Here is an 18945-nt window from a genome sequence, read left to right as displayed (position 1 = left end):
CTAAACGGAACGGGAGAATTGTGTCAATAAAAATAGAATTATGTCGAACGAGATATGAAATCGCGATTTGTCTCACGCCCGGCCCTCCCTCCTTTTCTCGGCATATGTTGGGAGAGAAAGGACTCACAGAAGGAGGAAAGGCGAGCATGGGCAAAAACGTATCAACCAAACGTCAGCCCGTCTATCCCGGTCCGGAGGCGCTGCGCCGGACGGCCGGGGCGGTCATCCCGCTATACCGCAAAATCGCAAGCGACGGCGCTTACGCCCGCCGATGGACGCGTGCGGTCCGCACGCTCGATCTGGGACGCATGATCCGGCTGTTCGAGGAGACGAGGCCGATCGGCAGGCTCGGCCTCGCCACGAACGGCATCGGCTTCTTCGTCACCGTACCGTTCCCGGCCCCGCTTCAGGAATATACGAACGGGACGTCCATCCCCCCGGGTACGACGCAATTCCGGTTCGGCACGAAGGCGAACCGGACGATCGCGGCGGCAGTGCTGCCCCTGTACCGGACGATCCGCGACTGCCCGCCGTTCGCCTCCGCCTTGTCGGCGGCGATCCGGCGGCGGAACCTGCGCCGCGTTCGGGAGCTCGTGCACAGCCGCGTGCGGTCGCGCTTCCTGCGCGACGTCACGCTGATCGAATCGGGGTTCGCGATGGAGTTCCGTATTCCGGGCGACAAGTTCCCCTATCTCAACGAATTTTTCCGGGAGTTCAACGGATAGCCGCGAAGCTTCCGTTTTGCTTCCGGTTCGCTTCCGGTTCGCTTCCGGACGCTCCGATGCGCAGTCATGCGCTCCGGTCGGTCAATACGAAAACCTTCACGTTTTTTTTGACCCCGAATTCGACCGCCTCTTCCAAATCGTTCATGTACACGTCGATGCGCGAGCCTTTGATGGCGGAGCCGGTATCTTCGGCTTTGCGGACGCCGATCCCTTCGATCAGCACGGTCGAACCGAGCGGGATAATCGAAGGGTCGACGGCGACCGTCCGGCCCTCCTCCGCCTTGCTGCCGCTCCGCGTTATGCCGTAGGCGGGATGAGAGGGCGTCTTGCCCGTCGATTCGGCTCCCGCCGTATACGCCGTGAGCGTCGAGTTCAGCACGCGCTTCACGACGGGCCTTTCGCCTCCGGCGTTCCAGCCTTCGCCGCCTTGGGGGATGTCGAGCGTTTGCCCGATTTGGAGCCGGTTCGGATTGTCCAGCGCATTGGCGGCCAACAGCTCGTCCATCGTGATGCCGAACGCCTTCGATATTTTATAGAGCGTATCGCCCGGATTGACTTGGTATTGCAGCATGCTCAGGGCGGGCGCCGCGGGAGCGGTTGAAGCGGCCGAAGCGATTTCCACCGGTCCGTCGCCCGAATCGTTCGCGGAATCTAGCGCCGGCTCTATCACCAGCTCGGAGCCGGTCCGGTACGCCCACGCTTCCGCCGCATAAACATAGTCCGATAAATAAAGTGCGTCCTCCTCGCTCAAATCCGCGAGCGCCTTCGGGGCCGAGCTTGCCGCAACGGTCAAGCCGATCGCGACCGTCATCGCCGTTCTCATCCATTTCCGTCTCATAGCAACATCCTCCTCGATTTGGGAAATTGATAGAATAGGATATTACTAGAGTTGCCCGGACGACGGATTTCTAAACGCGGCCCTCCCGAAACGACAGCAAGCGGCGCCGCCGAAAGGCGAACGCCGCTTGCCCCTTTACAGCTTATACTTCGACCGGCTCGGGACGCTTGACCTGCAGCGGAGGCGGGACGAGCCATCCCTTATCCTTGTTCAACCGCAGCAGCTTGAGCGCCATCGCCGTTTTCGTCGCGTGATACTTCGCGAACAGCGCCCCGACGTCTTCGCGGATCGATTGGGCCATCGCTTGGCTGAACATCGTCAGCCCTCCGGCGAAATCGATACCGAGCGAAGCGGCGATTTCAGGGTCGGTGAGACGGGCGCCCGGAGGAATGTCCTCGAGCTTCGCCTCCGGCTTCTCCGGCATCGCCGGGGCGGGTGCGATCCCGTTCGCCTTCAAGAGCGCATCGCATTCCTCGATTTCTTTGCCGCACTGGTCGATCGCTTCGTTCAACATTTTTTTCAGGTCGTCGTCTCCGGCGTGCACCAGATGCGTCCGGTAGCACGACGTCGCTAGCTTGGCCCCGGAGGAGCATTGCCACAACGCGTATATTTCGCCGTAATGCAACGGCTCGTCTTTCGGATTGCCGCTAAGAATGCCCACGTTTTCGTTCTCCCTTCGATATATTGGTGCGATTCGTCCGAACTTTCGTATTGTCTTCCAATCGTCCGCTTCGTATTCCATGAAGCGGAGAAGAAAAAAAGCGGCTCCGCCCGCAAGGCGAAAGCCGCTTGAATGGTTGCTGCATAACGGTCCTACAAGTTGTCCTCGATCGTCTCCTTCAGGAAGGCGATCAAGCCGTCCATGTTCTCGGTATCGTCATACGTGAGCGTAAACCGGACGAACCGTTCGTCCAAGTCGAACTGCTCCTCGAGCAGCCCCAGCAGCCCTCTGGCCCGACGATCGATCTCCATGAAAAACTCGACCTCGTCCTCGCCGACGACGTAAAACAGCTCGAGCTCCTCCAAATTGGAGCGATATTGCGGCTTCAGCTCGAACTCCTGCACGAACGGAAATTCGAGGCCGAGGCGCGGAACGTGCATCAGCGATACCTCGTGGGCGCGGAGACCGAGCTGGGCCAGCGCTTCGAACACCGCCCCGACGATCGGATGCGGCTGAATATGAATGTAGTCCTTGTCCCTTTGGTCGATCGCCTTCTCCACGTCCAGCTCCGTTACGAGCCATACCTTCGAGGAGCCGATCGTAATCGGCGTCGAGAGCGGAATCGGAAACGCGAACGAAAACTCGCGCTCTTCGCCGGGCTCGATCGTGAAATGCTCGTCCAGGTGGTAATGGGCGATCCGGTCGCTCTCCTCGACGATTTGACCGTCTCGTTCCCGGAAATAGTTGGAGTACAAGTATAAATGAATGCGGGTGATTTCCTGCGGGAGATTGCCTCCCTTGACGTAAATCGTGCCGTGAAGCTCGTCGCCGACCCGCACGCCGTCGGCGTTGTCCGGCACCGCGTTCACCTTGACGCCGCCGATGCCGACGCTGGCCATCATTTTTTTGAAAAAGGACATGGACGATGCGCTCCTTCGCGAATGAAATGGGCTTTTGGTCCCACTACCATGGTACGGTTTCCGGAAATATTTGACAACCCCAAATTTTAAGGGTGAGAGGTGGAAGCGTCCGACTCACTCGGCAGGTCCGACCGTCTCCGAGCGGAAGGCGATACGGATGTCGAGCAGCTCCGAGCGGCTCCCGATCCGGACCGGGGGCCCCCAGGTGCCGAAGCCGGACGAGACGATCGCGTGCATCGCTCCTTTGCGGAGATACCCCCAATCGAGCTCGAACAGCCGTCCGGTAATCCAATGATTCGGCGCCATTTGCCCGCGGTGCGTATGGCCCGACAGCATCAGGTCGACGCCGGACTCCGCCGCCGCTCCGAGCTTGTACGGCTGGTGGTCGAGCAGCACGATCGGCAGCGACCGGTCGGCGTCCGCCAGCAGCTCGTCGACGGACAGCCTGCCGCCGCCGGCAAACCGCTCGACGGACGCGTCTTTTCGGCCCGCGACATAGAAGCTGTCGGCCACCCGAACGACCCGATCGATCAGCACCTCGATTCCGATTTCGCGCATCCGCTCCGTGTATTCGGCGATATGGCCGCCGATATATTCGTGGTTGCCGAGCGAAGCGTATACGCCAAGCGGCGCCTTCAGCCTGCGCATGACGTCGGCCATCCGCTCGCGCACGAACGGCTCGATGCTGTCGTCCAGCACGTCGCCGGGCAGCAAAACGATGTCCGGCTTCAGCGCCTCTACCCGCTCGACGAGCCGGGTCAAATGCCGTCTCCCGACGGTCGTGCCGAGGTGCAAATCCGATGCGACCGCCAAACGAAGCTCGCGCCTCGTCCCCGCCGGCTTGGCGATCTCGATGTCGTACCGGCGCACGACCGGACTTCGAGCGTTCCAGGAGCCGCGAAGCAGGATGAGCAGCAGAACGAGCAGCTCGACCCAGCCGGTGCGCGCGATCGCGTAGTCCCGCTCCACCCCCGCCCAGCGCAGCAGGGCGACGAGCACATCCGCGGCGGGCAGCGTGAGCAGCGCGTAGAACAGCACCGCCATGCCGTACGAGCCGATCGTCTTCAGGGCGGCGTACAGCCGGTACGGAATCAAGCGGCGAAGCAGCATCGCGGCCAAGTAGCCGTATGCGATCAAGGCGAAGAAAACCCAGTAGACGGCATCCAGCTGCGGCGATATCGCCGCGTTCCAGAAGACGTATCCGTTCCAGCCGATATAGGCGGACAGCGCGATGAATACAAACAAAAAACAGACGATGACAAGCAGCGTTCGCATCTTCAAGTCGTTCCGTCTCCTTGCTGTCGTTTCCATAGAGTAGCTTGCTGCCGAGGCGGGTGCTATCGCAACCGTTCGTCCTTCGTAAACCAAAGCGGGGAGCTGAGCCGTCCGAGCAGCATCGCCGTCGTCGCGGCGGCCGACGCCAGCACGAACATGATCAGAATTTGGTAGCGGACCGCTTCGATCGGGTCGGCGCCGGCGACGATCATCCCGGTCATCATACCCGGCAGCTGGACGAGGCCGATCGTCTTCATCCCGTCGATCGTCGGGATCATGCTGGCGCGGACCGACCGCTTCGCCGCGGCCCGGATCGCCTGCCCGACGGTCGCCCCCAACGCGAGCAGCGCCTCGATTTCGCCGCGGGACGACTCGACCTCACGGTTCATTTGGTTCAGGAACAGGCCGCATACGATCATCGAGCTGCCGACGGTGATGCCGCTGATCGGGATGACGTATTGCGGCGTCGGCTCGATGATGCGAAGCCCGAGCAGCAGTCCGACCGTCAACGCTTCCGTGCAGCACAGCGCGGCCGCGATTCGCAGCCGGATGCCCGGAATATGCTTGGCGCGCGCGCCGGCGTTCCAGGAGGCGACCGTTATCATCGTCGCGACGATGATAACGACGAACAGCGGGTGGTCCGTCTCGAAGACGAAATGCAGGACGTAGCCGACGAACAGCAGCTGGATGGCGGATCGCACCGTCCCGATCGCGATATCTTTCTCGAGGCCGAGCTTCTGGCGCATCGACAGCAGCACCGTCACGGCGACGAAGACGAGCGTGCACGCCAGTGCGAAGTTGGACATCAGCCTGCTCCTCCTTCGCCGTGCGCCGACCGGATGAAGCTCCTGGCCCTTTCGTTCGGCGGCTCGCGAAAAAACGTGTCCGTCTCCGCCGCTCCGCAAAGCGTCCCCTCGTCCATGAACCAGACGGAATCGCTGACGTTCCGCGCCTGCTCCCAGTCGTGCGTAACCCATAAATAAGCCGTCCCGCGCTCCCTCGTCCACTCGAGAAGCAGCTCCTCCACCGCACGCTTGCTCGCCGGATCGAGCGACGCCGTCGTCTCGTCGAGCAGCAGCGCGTCGGGGAGCGCCAGCAAGCAGCGGACGAGCGCCGTCCGCTGCTTCTCGCCCCCGGATAGCTCCGACGCCGCCTTGCGCCAATCGATCGCCTCCAGACCGACCGCGGTCATGCATCGCTCCGCCAGCGTCCGGTCGAACGGCGTGCCGTGCAGCTCGCTCGCCGTCCGCAAATTCGCCTCGACCGTCCCGGGCAGCATGACCGGCTGCTGCGCGACATAGACGACGCGCCTCCGCCATTCCGGCGGCTTCCAATCGCCGACGGGCTTTCCCCGAAGCTTGATCGCGCCTTCGTCGGGGACGTCGAGGCGGGCCAGCAGCCGCAGCAGCGTGCTTTTCCCTTGCCCCGACGCGCCTACGACCGCGATACGTTCTCCCGAATTAACGGTCGCCGTCACGTGGCGGAACAAATAATCGGACGTATGGTCCGGCCGGCGCTTCGACACGCCCTCGAGCGTCAGCAGCTCGTTCAATGAAGCCCTTCTCCCTTCTTATGCAAACACGCGCTCGAGCGGGATCGAAAGCCCATCCAGCACGCGCACCGCGATCGTATCTTCCTTGCCGTACGATTCGCCTTCGTCGAATCGTCCGCTTTCTTCGAGAAAGTAGGTCAATACCGCTTTCTCGTTCGGATAGACGACCCAATATTCCCGGACGCCGGCCTGCTCGTACCGTTTTCGTTTGACGGTCGTATCGAGCTTGAGCGACCCGGGCGACACGACCTCCACGATCAAGTCGGGCGCCCCCTTGCAGCCCCGGTCGTCCAGCTTGCCGGGATCGCACACGACGGACAAGTCGGGCTGAACGACCGTCAAGGTCTCCTCGTCCGTTTCGGTTCCCCGCGGAAGCCGGACGTCGAACGGCGCGATGTAGGCGCGGCAGCGTTTGCCGCGAAGAAAATTGGAAAATTCCGATGCGAGTGCCAGCAGCACTTCCTGATGGGCTCTGGACGGAGCGGGCGTCATCGCGTAGGCGTACCCTTCGATCAGCTCGACGCGCTCGCCCTCCCCCCACTTCAAATAGTCCGCATACGTATAGCGGCTCCGATCCGAAGGCATGCTCATGGCCTTCCCCTCCCGATCGCTTGATGGCATATAGATTTATCATAACATAAGTGGGGATGACGGACGAATTTGCGAGCTTCTATGGCGCGGAGCAGCCGGGCGCCCGCCCGCCCGTATATGGTACAATTAGGGGGCTCGTATACTTCAAGCAAAAGGAACGATCGCCATGATCCCTATACATCGGACACGGACGGAAGCGGAGCTGCGGAAGTTTGTCGGGAAGGAAGCTTACGTTCACAGCGAAGCGACCTTGTTCGTATTCGTCCGCAACTTCAAGGTTCGGGTTACGGAAGCATTTGTTGCGGGGGAAGGCCCGTATCGCGTCGCCCTACGCTTTGACGGTCGCGGCTGGCTGCGGATGGAAGCACTCACGCATTACGAGATCGATGAGACCGGGCGGCTCCTGCTGGCCGGCTTTGACGACCGAGGGCGGATGAACGTCGCCCTTCACTTGGGAAAGGAGCCGTTTCCGGAATGAACGCAACCGAGACAACGAAGACGCGCAACCTGCTGGCCGTATTCGCTCATCCGGACGACGAAACGTTCATTTGCGGCGGAACGCTGGCAAAATACGCCTCCGAAGGCGTCGATATCACGCTGGTCAGCGCTACGCGGGGAGAAATGGGAAGACGCATGGGCAACCCTCCCTATCTCAACCGCGAAACGATAGCGGCCGCCCGCGAGCAGGAGCTTCGGCAAGCGTGCGCCCGTTTAGGCATCCGGCGGCTCCATTTTCTCGGGATCCGCGACAAGACGGTGGAATTCGTGGACGAGGCGGTATTGACGGGGCGAATCGAAGCGCTCATTCGCGACATCCGCCCCGACGCCGTGCTGACGTTCCACGAGAAGCTGGGCGGGCATCCGGATCACTGCGCGATCGGTAAAGCGGCAACGGCCGCTTGTGAACGCGCCGGGCTGCGCGAGTCGCTGTTCTTCATATCGTTCGGCGACGTGATGGAGCATCCGGAGCCTTACGGCTACACGCGGGGCGATATCGTCAAAATCGACGTTTCCGCCCATTTGGAAGCGAAGCTGGCGGCGTTCCGCGCGCACCGATGCCAGTCCGAGATCGACGAATGGGTATGGCTTCCGGACCGGGAGGCGGTGTCCCGGTTCGGCAAGCACGAATATTTCATTCGGGCCGCCGCGAATCCGTCGGGACGAGAGGGGCACAGCTTGTTTTAACACCTTTGGCCGAATTTACCGCCAGCTCTCCGGGGTCCAAGCATCCGCCTCGGCCCGGGAGCCCGGTACACCCGAAACGGGAGAGAACCTTGATCTATTCCTCGGTCCTTTGACAAGCTGCACGAGACGGTCAAAAGAAAGAAGGGGGTTTCCCCCCTTCCTCCCAATCTCCCTTCGGCTCGCTCCAGATCGCAAATAACGAGAAGGCTTCCGCTTCTTACTTCTTGCGGGCAACGACGCGGGGACGAACCACTCTTGTCGTCAGCACATTCAAGGCGTCCCGGACATCTCTCGCGAACTCCAACGGTTGGTCCTTCTTTTCGAAATGAATATACCAAAGATTCGGATTCGTAAACAACCAGTGGTTATGCAGCGCCGTCACTTTAATGCCGTGCTTGCGCAGCCGCGAAATAAACGGATTGATTTCGGCCGTCAAAATAACGGTTTCTCCCAAACAGAGCGCTCTACCGTCGCGGCCGATACTCTCGAATGAGAAAGCTTGGGGAATGGCCAAGAACGATCTCGAGCGTTTGCCCAAAATAATCGGCCGAATGTTGTTTCGCACCCGGGAAGCGGTGCACACCCCGTTAATCACCATAGGCTGGGCGCCAAGAATGGATGCGAACTGCTGGCAAAGCGGACTGACTGCCATAGCGAATCCCTCCCTATTCCGATTTATAGCAGCATATGATAGAGAGATTGGCTTGGATAGGGACAAACCTTACGGAAGATCGATCTATTTTTGAAAGAATCATAGGTTCCCCGTGAACGATGCAAAACAAAAAGCCCTCCATGTACATGGAGGACTTCGTATGTCGGTTGGCCGCTATCGTGGATTGCAGCCGGCAACTTTAGTCGAAATCGTACCTTTCTTCGCGCCACGGGTCCCCGTACATATGGTACCCGTTCCGCTCCCAAAAGCCCGGCTTGTTCTTCGCCATGAACTCGATGCCGCGCAGCCACTTCGCGCTCTTCCAGAAGTACAGGTGCGGCACGACCATCCGTACCGGGTATCCGTGCTCCGGCGTAAGCAGCTCGCCGTTATGCTTGATGCCGAAAAAGCTCGTCTCGCGCAGGAAATCCTCGATCGGCAAGTTCGTCGTCCAGCCGTGCTCGGCGTGCAGCATGACGAACTTCGCCTCCGGCTTCAGCTTGACCCGCTCCATGATCGTGGAGACGGCGACGCCTTCCCAGACGTTGTCGAGCTTCGACCACGTCGTCACGCAGTGAATGTCGTTCTTGTACTCCACGCGCGGCAGCGTCATAAATTCTTTGTACGAGAACGTCAGCTCTTCCTCCACGAGGCCGAATACGCGCAAATCCCACGTCCCCATATCGCGGTAATACGGCACGTCGCCGTAATGCAGAACGGGAAACCCGGCGGTCAGCGTTTGTCCCGGCGGGACGCGGTCTCGATGCTCTGTCGTGTTGCTCATGGTTACCCTCCTTGTTCGTCGGTCCCGGTTCGATTCCGACTTTCTCTCCCATTATACCGTTTTTCTCCGAAGCTATGCACGTTCTGCCCGGCATGGCCGTTATGCCGACCGGCGCGGCGCACCGCTACGTTTCGCTTCAGACGTACCCCATGCCGCTCAGCCGCTCGACGAGCCGGTGCGTCGCGATCACCCGCTCCGCGGCGACCTCGCACCGATCGGGTTCGTCGAGCGAGTCGAGGAAATGGTCGACGATGCCCGCGAAGCCGCGTCGGTGCGGAACCGTCTCCCAGCTGCCGAACCGGCTCGACCGTTCGCCGCCCTGCGGGTCGCGCAGAACCGCCGATTCGAGATTGACGATTTCCGCCGACCGGCCTCCGCCGTGCAGCTCCAACCGCTCCAGATCACCGCCCGCCCGGCGGTTCATGCTGACGAACGAGACGGCCGATCCGAACCGCAAGCTTCCCGAGGCGTGCAGCAGCCGCCCTTCGCCGTCCCGCTCGGCCGCCCAGCTCGTCACCTCGCCGGGAGACGCGCCGAGCCACAGCAGCAGGTCGGCCATATGGATAAAGTCGTCGTACAGCGTCTCCTTCGCCGACAGCGACTGCCGCTTCGTCCGGTGCTTCTGGGCGATGCACAGATCGAAGCCGCCGGCCTCGTCGAGCCACCGCTTCGCTTCGACGTACAGCGGGGCGAACCGCCGGTTGAAGCCGACGGCGAGCAGCTTCCCGCGCCGCGCCGCCGTCTCCGTCATCCGCTCCGACTCGTCGAGCCGGTACGACAGCGGCTTGTCCACGTATACGTGCACGCCGCGGTCGAGACAAGCCGTCACGATCGCCGCATGCGTCTCCGTCGGACTGTGGACGAATACCGCGTCCAGCTCCTCCCCGAGCAGTCCGGACAGCTCCGTGTGGCGCCGGGCGACCCGGAACGCGTCGCCGATTCGCTCCACGGTCGCCTCCGACCGGCTCATGATCGCCGTCAATTCCGCCCGAGGGTGGTGCGCCAGCACCGGCAAATACGCCTTCGCCGCAATATCTCCAAGTCCGATCATGCCGATTCGTTTTTTCATCCGCTTTTCCCCCACCCGGTTCCGCGCGATCGGCGGAACGTCATTTTGCGGTCCAGCAGCGCGTTCGTGCCGATGCCGAGCGCAACGGCAAGCAGAACGACGCCGACCGTCACCGAAACGCCGAACAGCTGCACCCCATGCGGCATGTCCGCGATCCATTTGTATACCGACCCGCCGAGCGTCGGCCCGAGGAAGCCGGCCAGCCCCGTCATCGCGTAGAATACAGCGACGAACATCGGCCGCTCCCCCTTCGGCGTATCGCCGACGACGTAATTGAACATGAGCTGATTGAACCCGCCCACGCCGATGCCGATCAACAGATGAACGGCGAGCAGGACGGGGATGTCCGGCAGCATCGGCAGCAGTCCCCACGTCATGCAGGACGCGGCGATGACCGGAAGCGTCCAGAACAGCAGTGTCTTCGTCGCGTATTTCGCATTCAGGTTGCCCCACATGTAGTAGCCGGCCATCATCGCGACGTTTTGCGTCATCGTGGCGACCGAGATCCACCGGTAGCCGATATGCATGACGTCCAGCATGACGTAGTTGAAGAACGGCACCGAGATCCCCTGCACGAACAGCCAGAGCGAGATGAACAGCATCGCCTTCCGAAAGGGCTTATGCCGGAACGGCACGGCCAGCATCGCGCCCATGCCCGTCTGTCCGGACTTCTCGAACGGCGGGTTCGGATATCGGAGGAAGAAGACGATGTCGAGCACCGCGCAGACGGCGGCGACGGCGTACAGCACATGAAAGCCCCGCGGCTCCGGCAGCCGGTCGAGCAGCTGGCCGAACACGAGGATGGCGAGGCAGCCTCCCGCCCACAGGATCGTGTTGCGGATGCCGAAATACCGCCCCCGAACCCGCGCCGGCACCATGTCCGCGATGAGCGATGTCCAGAAGACGGAGCCGATCGCCTGGCCGACGAACCCGAGGACGCAGACGGCGATGTACGCGGCGACCCCGAATTCGCGCGGGAAGACGAACGGAACCGCCCCCGTCAATACCCATAAAATCCGATGAAGCCCGCACAGCAGCGCGAAGGCGAGCTTCCGGTTCGTAAACCGCTGAATGAGCAGCGCGCCGACGATTTGCAGCATGTTCGCCATGCTCGGAATCGCGAGCACGATGCCGATCTGAAACGACGACGCCCCCAAATACAACAAATAACCCGTGAGGAACGGTCCCCCGAGCAGCTGGAACAGGATGATGGCCGGAATGCCCTCGAACGTCGCGGCAAGCATTCCGTTGCGATACGTCGACGGCTTTCGGCCGCGCAAGCGTCTGCGGAACGGTCCCATGATGGCAGCCTCGCTTTATGTCAGGTTTTCCTTCGGCTTGCAACAACTGCATCTTCAAAGCGGTTCGCCCATATGCTATAATAGATAGCGTAATTTTTCGAAAGCTTTCGACCGAATGCGAGGGACCTGCAAATGAAAAACAAATGGATCGTTTTGCTCGGACTAGCCGTGTTTGCCGCGTTTTTCATTTCCAGCATCGTATGGGAATCTCCGTTATTGCTATATATCGCCAGCGCCATTCCAATATTCATCGTCCCGTTCCTGCCGGATTTGAAAACGAGCCAGAAGCTCGATCCCGGACGGCGCGGGGTGGAGATCGTGAAGCTGGCGGGCGGCTCCGGCGAGCCCGAATGGCTCGTCGTTTCGTTCCAGCCCGGCACGGTGTACTGGAACCGGAAGACGCTCATCATTCCGTACGAGAACGCTCCTACGGTTCGGATGGTACACGCCGACGATTATACCGCCGCGCTGACCGTCCTGCAGTACGACTTGCGCCGCAAACGTAAAAACGGCCGCATCGGCGTCTCCCTGACGAACCTGTCGGAGCGGACCGCCCCGATGCCGTTTACGATTCACGAGGTGAACCGGCTCATCATCCCGTTGACCGATTTGGACGTAACGTATAAGCCGGCTTCGTCCTCGGCCGTCGCTTCGCCCAATGTGGAGCTGCAAGCGTAGCGCGGCACCCCATATCGATCCGCCTCGGACGGCCCGCCTGAATGCAGGCGGGCTTTTTGACGTCCGCCGCGTCGCAGGCGCCGACAACGGCGGCGGCCGGAGCGATCAATAGCTCGCCGCCGCTTTTTGGATGACCGACTGCATGGGCAAATGATACGGACATTGCTGCTGGCATTGCGGCTTCTCCTTGCACGGCTCGTAGTCGGCGCAGGAGACGATCTTCTCCTTATGCTTCTCGTAGAAGCCGACGCCTTTCGGCAGCAGCCCCAGTTCCTCGCGGATGACGCTCGAAATCATGACGTCCGGAATCGGGATGCCGAGCGGACACGAGCAGTAGTTGCACCGCCGGCAGTTATGCGTGCCGAGCCGCAGCGCCAGCCGCTCCAGCTCCTCGCGCTCCGCGTCCTCCACCTCCCGCTCCATCGCCGCGATGTTCTCCTTCACCTCGTCGACGCTGACCATGCCCGAAATAATAACATGCACGTCCTGACTGTACGGATACCGGATCGCCTTGTCGACCGGCTGAATGAACCCTCCGGAGAGCGGCTTCATCGCCACCTTGCCCATGTTCCGCCGCGTCAGCTCGGGGATCAGCTCGTTCAGCGCGAACGGCTGCGCCAAGTTCAGATGGAACAGCACCTGGTCGAACTCGTCCTTTTGGATCCATTTCGCCAGCAGCTCCGGACGGTGGCCGGTAATGCCGATATGCCGAATTTTGCCCGCCTTCTTCGCCTCCAGCGCGGCCCGGTACGCCCCGTCCTCCTCCATCGCGGCTTTGAACTCGTGCACGTAGTTCACGTAATGAATTTGCAGCAAATCGATGACGTCCGTTTTCATGCGCGTCAAGCTTCGCTCGATCTCTTCCTTCGCGGAAGCGTAATCGCGCTTGCCCGTCTTCGTCGCCAAAAAGTATTCGTCCCGCCGGTGCGAGATGCATTCGCCGATAATTTCCTCGCTGTTCCGGTAGGCGGCCGCCGTATCGATATAGTTGATGCCGTTGTCGAGCGCGTAGTTGAGCGCCGCTCGCGCCTGCTCCAACGGGACGCCGGGCAAGTTCATCGCTCCGAAGCCGAGCGACGACACTTGAAACCCGATTTTCCCGAATGTGCGGTATCTCATGAATGTTCCCCTCTCGCCGTTCGTTGTCTAAGAGTCCGTCCGTTTTATTGTAGCACATCCCTTCAGCACAGCGGCATCGTAATTTTGAACCGGGTCCCGTCGCCGACCTCGCTGTCGACTTGGATGTTGCCCCCGTGATTTTTAATAATTCGGTAGCAGACGGCCAAACCTAGCCCGGTACCTTCCATCTTCGTCGTAAAAAACGGGTCGAACAGCTTCGACTGCGTATGAAAATCCATCCCGGTCCCGTTATCCTGCACGCTGATCATCGCCTTCGCGCCCTGCTGGTGCGCCGAGATGCGGATCATCCCCCGCTCCGTGCGGTCGCTTCCGCCGACGGCGTCGAGCGAATTTTTGACGATATTGAGCAGCGCCTGCTTCATCTGCTTGACGTCCACGCATATCGTCATGGCCGGATCGACCGGATCGAGCTCGATATCGCAGCCTTTCAGGATCGCCTCGCTCTCGAACAGCAGCGTCACTTCCTTCAGCAGATCTCCTACCACTATTTTTTTCTTGTTCGGCGTCGAAGGCTTGGACGAATTGAGAAATTCGTAAATGATATCGTTGGCGCGGTCGATTTCGTCGATGACGATGCGCGCGTATTCGTCCTTGCCGAGCTGGGCCAGGTGCGGCCTCAGCAGCTGGATGAAGCCTCGGATCGACGTGAGCGGGTTGCGGATTTCGTGCGCGATCGCCGCCGCGATTTTGCCGAGCATGGCCAGCTTGTCGTTTTGATAGGCGGACTGCTCGATTTTTTTGAACTCCGTCACGTCTTTCACGCTGATCAGGATGTCGCCGTCCAGCTCTTCCCCGTATGTAGCCGTTATCAAAAAATGCCGGCCGTTCTCGTCGATCACCTCGTGGTAGCGAAGCCGGTACAAAAACATTTCCCTATGCAGCTTCACGACGAGACGGCGAAACGACCGCGACAGTCCGGAATGCGACGCAAGCCCGGGCAAATCGAGCCCGAGCAGCGCCTTGCGCGGCATACCGAGAAACCTCGCCATCGTCACGTTGACGAACGACACGAACCCTTCGCTGTCGAACAGGACGATGCCGCTGTCCAGATGCTGCAGGACGTTCTCGTATTTGTGGGCCACCGTCTGGAATGAGTGGTGCGTCTTGAACAGCTGGTTGCGCAGCTCCTCGAGCACCTGCTCGTTATTGTGGACGTGGCGGAATTCGTATCGGTAATGAGCGAGCAGCTCCATTAAAAAAACGAAGGATAGCCGGTAATACCGAAGCGCTTCTTCCGGCTCCGCCGTGGCGGCCAGCATATTCACGCTTTGTTCGTGCAGGAGGACGATTTCTTCGGGTTCGATTTCGTGCAGCACCGTTCCGAGGGTAGCCGCCGGATGGCGGGAGCCGCCGCTCCCGTTCTCGAAATATTGGTTCAGGGCTCGCAAGTATTGCTTTCTCAACTCGGACATAAGCACACCTTCTTACCTGAATATAGGACGCGCAAGCTTCGCTTGCCGGCGTCTCCCCGCGAACTACCAGTATCATAGATGGAATTTCCATATCCCGTCAATCGCAAATAACCGCTAAATAATTGGAATCGTGTCGAATGAATAGAAAACGTCCCGCAGTCCCCCGAACCGGGAAACCGCAGGACGTTCATGCAACAAAAGGCGACATAAAGCGACGGACCGTTTGTCCGATCAGCGGCCTTGCTGCGAACGGTTTCCGTCTTCCGAGTCTTCCTTCTTCCCGGTCCCGCCGCCGGAACCGTTTTGCCGCTTCCGTTCGTCTTCCTTCCGTTTTTCCTCTTCCTTTTTCTTCAATTCCTCGGCTTTTTTCTGCTCTTCCTTCTTGCGTTCCTCTTCCTTGCGATTTTCCTCTTCCTTCTTGCGCTCGTCTTCCTTGCGCTTCTCTTCTTCCTTCTTCCGTTCCTCTTCCTTGCGCTTCTCTTCTTCCTTCTTGCGGTCGTCCTCCGCGCGCTTGTCGTCGTCGTCCTTCGGCTTCGTTACGCCGGAATTCCCGCCGTTGTTTGCGGCGGGGGGATTTTTGGCGGGCGTCGTCCCGGGCTTTTGCCCGGAGTCCGTATTTTTCTTGTCGTCCTTGTCGTTCTTGTCGTCGTTGCCGTTTTTCTTCGGATCGGACGATTTGCCGTCCGTTTTGGACGGCGTCGTGGAGGCCGGTTTGTTCGGCGGCGGCGTCGTTTTCTTATCGTCGTTTTTCTTGTCGCCGTTCTTCTTGTCGTCGGACTTCGACTTGTCTTTCTCCGACTTCTCCTTCACCTTCGCGTCGAGCTCGCCCTTCTTCTCCGCCTCGAGCAGCTTGGACAACGTCTCCTTCTTGGGCAGCTCCTTCGGGTCGATCAGCTTGTTCAAGCCGCCCGCTTCCTTCGCGATCTTGTGCACCGAATCGTCGCGCAGCGCGTTCAGATCGATGTCGTTGCCGTTGTCTTTGGCGCTCAAGTAAATCGCGTATTTACCGGCGGATAAGCCTTTGGCGAGCGCTTCCTCGCGGATGGTCGGCGGGGTGACGAACGCGGCGACCTGAAAGGCCGAAGTCGCTTGGGGATGCTTCGTTTCGATATGCTTCGACACGGTTTCCTTCACGATTTGGCCGAGGCTGCTCTCGTCTACTTTCGCTTCCTCGTACACCTTCGTGCTGGAAATGATGATGTCCCCTTCTTCTTGGCTGAATATTCCCTTTTGCTCGACATGATTCAACAGCACTTCCGTGGCGGCCGCGAGCGGCCGGCCGGTCAGCTCGAGCGATTGCAGCAGCTCGACGCCGTCCTCGTTCAATCCGCGCGCCTCCTGCACCTCGTTATCCTTGTCGACGCCCAGCTCCACACTCGGGTTGATGTCAAGCGTCACGTACGCAACGATCGGCTTGACGCCTTCCAGGTTGCCTCCCAGACCGTTGAACAGCACGATGCAGAAGAGGACGGCGGCGGTCAAAGCGAACATAGCGGATAAAACGGGCCGTTTCAGGCGAAACGGAGGAGTGGAGAACAGCACTTCTTCCCCGACCTGGCAAACGCGCCCCATGCGGGGAATTTTTTTGAATTGACCGTCCGGTGTAAGCACGACCAGATCCGCCTCGGTCATCTCCATCACGATGCCTTTGAACATGTTCTCACTCCTTTCCCGGGTACTCTTCGGGGATGTTCAGGTAATGCTTCAAATACGGATAAGGCCCGCTGTAAATCAACGCCACCGCGATAATAAATTTGCGGTTGCGCTCCAACGTTTTTCGGGATACGTCGACTTGGTCGAGCAGCTCCTTGATCGGCAGCATTTTCTTCGTCAGCACGATCCCCATCATCGCTTGATCCCGCGCCAACAGCGCCCCGATCTTGAATAAAGCTTCCCGGGAGTCGCTATGCTTGGGAGAAGCCTCGACCAGGTCGTGGAAGGAGATCCCGAACTCCTGCAAGCAGCGATTGAAGTCGACGATTTCGCTTCGTCGTTCTTCGGTCGTTTTCTCTTTCTCGTAATGTTCGATCGCCTGGTGAATTTCCACCGGATTGACGATACTGTCCTCATCATCCTCCACTTCGAACGAGCTGTAAGGAATTTGCCCCGCAAAGCGGGATTCCTTGCGCACGTAGTCGATCAGCCTGCGGCGTATGACCGTTTCCGCGAAGCTCAAAAAAGACCTTCCCGATTCCGGAGAAAACTGATTGATGGCTTCGTTGAAGGCCCCGAGCGCGATGCTGAATTCGTCGTCCCGCGACGGGTCGATATATCGCTTGCAAAAACGGCTTGTCACTTTGGCCACATAGGGCTGGTAATCGGTTATAAATTGGTTCCGCAGCCGGATGTTCCCCGACTGGATGCCCATGACTTTGGCCTCGGGGGTTTCCGGCGTGCCGGATGCTTCGTGAGACTGGCGTTTTCCGAGAAATTTCTTGAACAAGACCAGCAGCAAACGTTCCACCTCACACTACATGTTTCGAGCAGGAAAACCCGGATATGGGGGTCACCCGAACCCGATTCTAGCTATTATACCATACCGGACTGGATGGACGAAGCGAAGCGTCGAAGACGCCGCATCCGCGAGGCTTCGGCCGGAACGATCACCGGCTTCGGTTCCCGCAAAAAACGCCCCTCGCACGGAGAGGCGTCAGTTCGTTCAGCCTTTCCGGTTGCCGGCGGAGAACGCTTTTTTCTGCAGTTTGTTCCGTCGCTCGTTGAGGGCGGTCAACCGTTTCTTCAGCTGCTCCTCCCACTCGCCGTCTCCCAGCTCCTTCGCGACGGACAGCAGGTCAAGCGCCATGTCGATCTGGTCGGATACGATATCCGCCGGATCGTCCGACTCGCGGTTGACGCAATTGTCGTACAGGCCGGCCTCCGCCTTGTCCTCCACATAATCTTGAAAGTCGACTTCGGCGGCGCCGTCGCCGTGTGCGTATTCGGCCAATATTTCGTATTCGCTTTCCACCATATAATGAACCTCGATGCGGTGACACACCGGGCAAAACAGCAACGGCACATTATGAATATGGGTATCGACATGCCGCAAAGTTCCTTTCGTGCCGATCATGCCGGCTCCGCAGCAAAAACTCATGGCCATGCCTCCTCTCTTCCCGTACGTCGCGTACTTCCGATTTTCTACCTAAACCTATTCGCCCTCCGGGTCGAAAATTCCTTTTTGCCGGACCGCCCATTATTAGGCAAAAAGAAAGACGCGGCAGCCCCCGCTCTACAGCGGGACCGCGCGTCTTCTTTCGTGTCGATGCTCGGGAGAAGCGAGACTAGCCTTGACCGTATGTTTCCTTGTACTTGTCCGCGCTCCACAGTTTGTCCAGCTGGGACACGTCGTCGAGCTCGACGACGATCATCCAGCCGTCCCCGTACGGGGACTTGTTGACGTTCTCCGGCGCGTCTTCCAGCGCACCGTTCACTTCCACCACTTTGCCCGTTACCGGAGCGTACAGCTCGGATACGGTTTTGACCGATTCGACGCTGCCGAACGGCTCGCCGAATTCGACGGTGTCGCCGACCTTCGGCAGCTCCACGAATACGATGTCGCCCAATTCGCTCTGTGCGAAGTCGGTAATGCCGATCGTCACCTTGTTGCCGTCCGCCTTGGCCCACTCGTGCTCTTCGCTGTACTTCAGCTCTGCTGGTACGTTCACTGGACAATCCCTCCCGAGAGTTTAAGCTTCTTCCTTCGGCCCCAATATTTTGTGAAGCCGCTGCTCGACCATGCCGATCGCTTTCTCCCCTGCGCCGAAGAAGCGCATTTGGCCTTCCGCGTCGAACAAATAATAAGCCGGCACGTATTCGTTCTGATACGAATCCGTGACCGCATGGTCGTTGTCGATGGCGATCGGATGCTTCATGCCGTACTGCTCGATCGTGGAGCGGACCGTCTCGAGGTCGGTGTCCTTCTCCGAGCGGGGCATATGAACGCCGACGATTTGCAGATTGTACTGCTCGCCGTATTTGTCCCGCCATTCGTTCAAGAGCGGCAAGCTTTCCTTGCACATGTAGCAGCTGACCGCCCAGAAATGGACGAGCACCGGGCGGCCCGAAAGCTCGCTCTTGCTCGTTTCGCCGTTCGCCCACTCCGTGACGCCTTGGAATTCGGGCATTTGCTCGCGCAAGCGCATTGGCATGCGAATCCCCTCCT

General features: G+C 59.8%; 22 protein-coding genes. 4 read left to right on the top strand and 18 right to left on the bottom strand.

The window, feature by feature from the left end; translation table 11 throughout:
- Window positions 1-146: 146 nt before the first annotated feature.
- Window positions 147-725 (top strand): hypothetical protein, encoded by a 579-nt coding sequence (locus DLM86_RS18825; RefSeq protein ID WP_110841602.1) that lies wholly within the window; start codon window positions 147-149, stop codon window positions 723-725.
- 64 nt (window positions 726-789) lie between these two features.
- Here DLM86_RS18825 and DLM86_RS18820 read toward each other — a convergent pair whose 3' ends face one another.
- From DLM86_RS18820 to DLM86_RS18790, 7 genes are all read right to left on the bottom strand, one after another.
- Window positions 790-1563, bottom strand: a complete 774-nt coding sequence (locus DLM86_RS18820; protein ID WP_110841601.1) for a 3D domain-containing protein — start codon at window positions 1561-1563, stop codon at window positions 790-792.
- A 142-nt stretch (window positions 1564-1705) separates the two neighbouring features.
- Window positions 1706-2224 carry a DUF3231 family protein gene (locus DLM86_RS18815; protein WP_110841600.1) on the bottom strand — a complete coding sequence of 173 codons (519 nt, stop codon included), beginning with the start codon at window positions 2222-2224 and terminating at the stop codon, window positions 1706-1708.
- A 152-nt stretch (window positions 2225-2376) separates the two neighbouring features.
- On the bottom strand, window positions 2377-3144 hold the full coding sequence (locus tag DLM86_RS18810) for a sporulation protein (protein WP_110841599.1): 768 nt from the start codon (window positions 3142-3144) through the stop codon (window positions 2377-2379).
- Window positions 3145-3258: 114 nt separating this feature from the next.
- The gene (locus tag DLM86_RS18805; RefSeq protein ID WP_245954727.1) at window positions 3259-4419 is read right to left on the bottom strand and encodes a metallophosphoesterase; all 1161 of its coding nucleotides are present in this window, start codon (window positions 4417-4419) and stop codon (window positions 3259-3261) included.
- A 62-nt stretch (window positions 4420-4481) separates the two neighbouring features.
- Entirely contained in the window at window positions 4482-5225 is a 744-nt protein-coding gene (locus DLM86_RS18800; protein ID WP_110841597.1) for an ABC transporter permease, read from the bottom strand.
- On the bottom strand, window positions 5225-5971 hold the full coding sequence (locus tag DLM86_RS18795; RefSeq protein ID WP_110841596.1) for an ABC transporter ATP-binding protein: 747 nt from the start codon (window positions 5969-5971) through the stop codon (window positions 5225-5227). Before DLM86_RS18795 ends, DLM86_RS18800 begins: the two co-directional genes overlap by 1 nt.
- A gap of 18 nt (window positions 5972-5989) precedes the next feature.
- Window positions 5990-6562 (bottom strand): Uma2 family endonuclease, encoded by a 573-nt coding sequence (locus DLM86_RS18790; protein ID WP_110841595.1) that lies wholly within the window; start codon window positions 6560-6562, stop codon window positions 5990-5992.
- 166 nt (window positions 6563-6728) lie between these two features.
- Here DLM86_RS18790 and DLM86_RS18785 point away from each other — a divergent pair, with 166 nt between their 5' ends.
- Together DLM86_RS18785 and DLM86_RS18780 are read left to right on the top strand one after the other, a co-directional pair.
- Window positions 6729-7040 (top strand): DUF1806 family protein, encoded by a 312-nt coding sequence (locus DLM86_RS18785; RefSeq protein ID WP_110841594.1) that lies wholly within the window; start codon window positions 6729-6731, stop codon window positions 7038-7040.
- Window positions 7037-7747, top strand: a complete 711-nt coding sequence (locus tag DLM86_RS18780) for a PIG-L family deacetylase (RefSeq protein ID WP_110841593.1) — start codon at window positions 7037-7039, stop codon at window positions 7745-7747. Before DLM86_RS18785 ends, DLM86_RS18780 begins: the two co-directional genes overlap by 4 nt.
- Before the next feature lie 217 nt (window positions 7748-7964).
- On the opposite strand, the gene DLM86_RS18775 is transcribed toward DLM86_RS18780, so the two are convergent.
- The 4 genes from DLM86_RS18775 to DLM86_RS18760 form a co-directional block, all read right to left on the bottom strand.
- On the bottom strand, window positions 7965-8399 hold the full coding sequence (locus tag DLM86_RS18775; protein ID WP_110841592.1) for a DUF1259 domain-containing protein: 435 nt from the start codon (window positions 8397-8399) through the stop codon (window positions 7965-7967).
- 199 nt (window positions 8400-8598) lie between these two features.
- Window positions 8599-9183, bottom strand: a complete 585-nt coding sequence (locus DLM86_RS18770; protein ID WP_110841591.1) for a sulfite oxidase-like oxidoreductase — start codon at window positions 9181-9183, stop codon at window positions 8599-8601.
- Window positions 9184-9319: 136 nt separating this feature from the next.
- Window positions 9320-10252 (bottom strand): Gfo/Idh/MocA family protein, encoded by a 933-nt coding sequence (locus tag DLM86_RS18765; protein WP_110841590.1) that lies wholly within the window; start codon window positions 10250-10252, stop codon window positions 9320-9322.
- Window positions 10249-11553 carry an MFS transporter gene (locus DLM86_RS18760; protein WP_211326553.1) on the bottom strand — a complete coding sequence of 435 codons (1305 nt, stop codon included), beginning with the start codon at window positions 11551-11553 and terminating at the stop codon, window positions 10249-10251. The genes DLM86_RS18765 and DLM86_RS18760 overlap by 4 nt, the downstream gene beginning before the upstream one ends.
- A 132-nt stretch (window positions 11554-11685) precedes the next feature.
- On the opposite strand from DLM86_RS18760, the gene DLM86_RS18755 reads away from it, so the two are divergent.
- Window positions 11686-12231: a hypothetical protein gene (locus tag DLM86_RS18755; RefSeq protein ID WP_110841589.1), complete on the top strand. Its 546-nt coding sequence runs from the start codon at window positions 11686-11688 to the stop codon at window positions 12229-12231.
- A gap of 105 nt (window positions 12232-12336) precedes the next feature.
- Here the strand turns inward: DLM86_RS18755 and DLM86_RS18750 are convergent, their stop codons facing one another.
- From DLM86_RS18750 to DLM86_RS18720, 7 genes are all read right to left on the bottom strand, one after another.
- Window positions 12337-13350 (bottom strand): aldo/keto reductase, encoded by a 1014-nt coding sequence (locus DLM86_RS18750; protein ID WP_110841588.1) that lies wholly within the window; start codon window positions 13348-13350, stop codon window positions 12337-12339.
- Window positions 13351-13412: 62 nt separating this feature from the next.
- Window positions 13413-14783 (bottom strand): ATP-binding protein, encoded by a 1371-nt coding sequence (locus DLM86_RS18745; RefSeq protein ID WP_110841587.1) that lies wholly within the window; start codon window positions 14781-14783, stop codon window positions 13413-13415.
- A 231-nt stretch (window positions 14784-15014) separates the two neighbouring features.
- Window positions 15015-16439 carry an anti-sigma factor domain-containing protein gene (locus DLM86_RS18740; RefSeq protein WP_110841586.1) on the bottom strand — a complete coding sequence of 475 codons (1425 nt, stop codon included), beginning with the start codon at window positions 16437-16439 and terminating at the stop codon, window positions 15015-15017.
- A gap of 4 nt (window positions 16440-16443) precedes the next feature.
- Window positions 16444-17238 (bottom strand): RNA polymerase sigma factor SigI, encoded by a 795-nt coding sequence (sigI, locus tag DLM86_RS18735; RefSeq protein ID WP_110841585.1) that lies wholly within the window; start codon window positions 17236-17238, stop codon window positions 16444-16446.
- A 204-nt stretch (window positions 17239-17442) separates the two neighbouring features.
- Window positions 17443-17877 (bottom strand): hypothetical protein, encoded by a 435-nt coding sequence (locus tag DLM86_RS18730; RefSeq protein WP_110841584.1) that lies wholly within the window; start codon window positions 17875-17877, stop codon window positions 17443-17445.
- A gap of 187 nt (window positions 17878-18064) precedes the next feature.
- Window positions 18065-18448 carry a glycine cleavage system protein GcvH gene (gene gcvH, locus DLM86_RS18725; RefSeq protein WP_110841583.1) on the bottom strand — a complete coding sequence of 128 codons (384 nt, stop codon included), beginning with the start codon at window positions 18446-18448 and terminating at the stop codon, window positions 18065-18067.
- A gap of 21 nt (window positions 18449-18469) precedes the next feature.
- The gene (locus DLM86_RS18720; protein ID WP_110841582.1) at window positions 18470-18925 is read right to left on the bottom strand and encodes a redoxin domain-containing protein; all 456 of its coding nucleotides are present in this window, start codon (window positions 18923-18925) and stop codon (window positions 18470-18472) included.
- Window positions 18926-18945 lie beyond the last annotated feature (20 nt).

Source organism: Paenibacillus flagellatus (assembly GCF_003217775.1).
Classification (GTDB): domain Bacteria; phylum Bacillota; class Bacilli; order Paenibacillales; family NBRC-103111; genus Paenibacillus_AB; species Paenibacillus_AB flagellatus.
The sequence above is the reverse complement of the archived record's forward strand: the minus strand, read 5'-3'. Positions and strand labels throughout refer to the sequence as shown.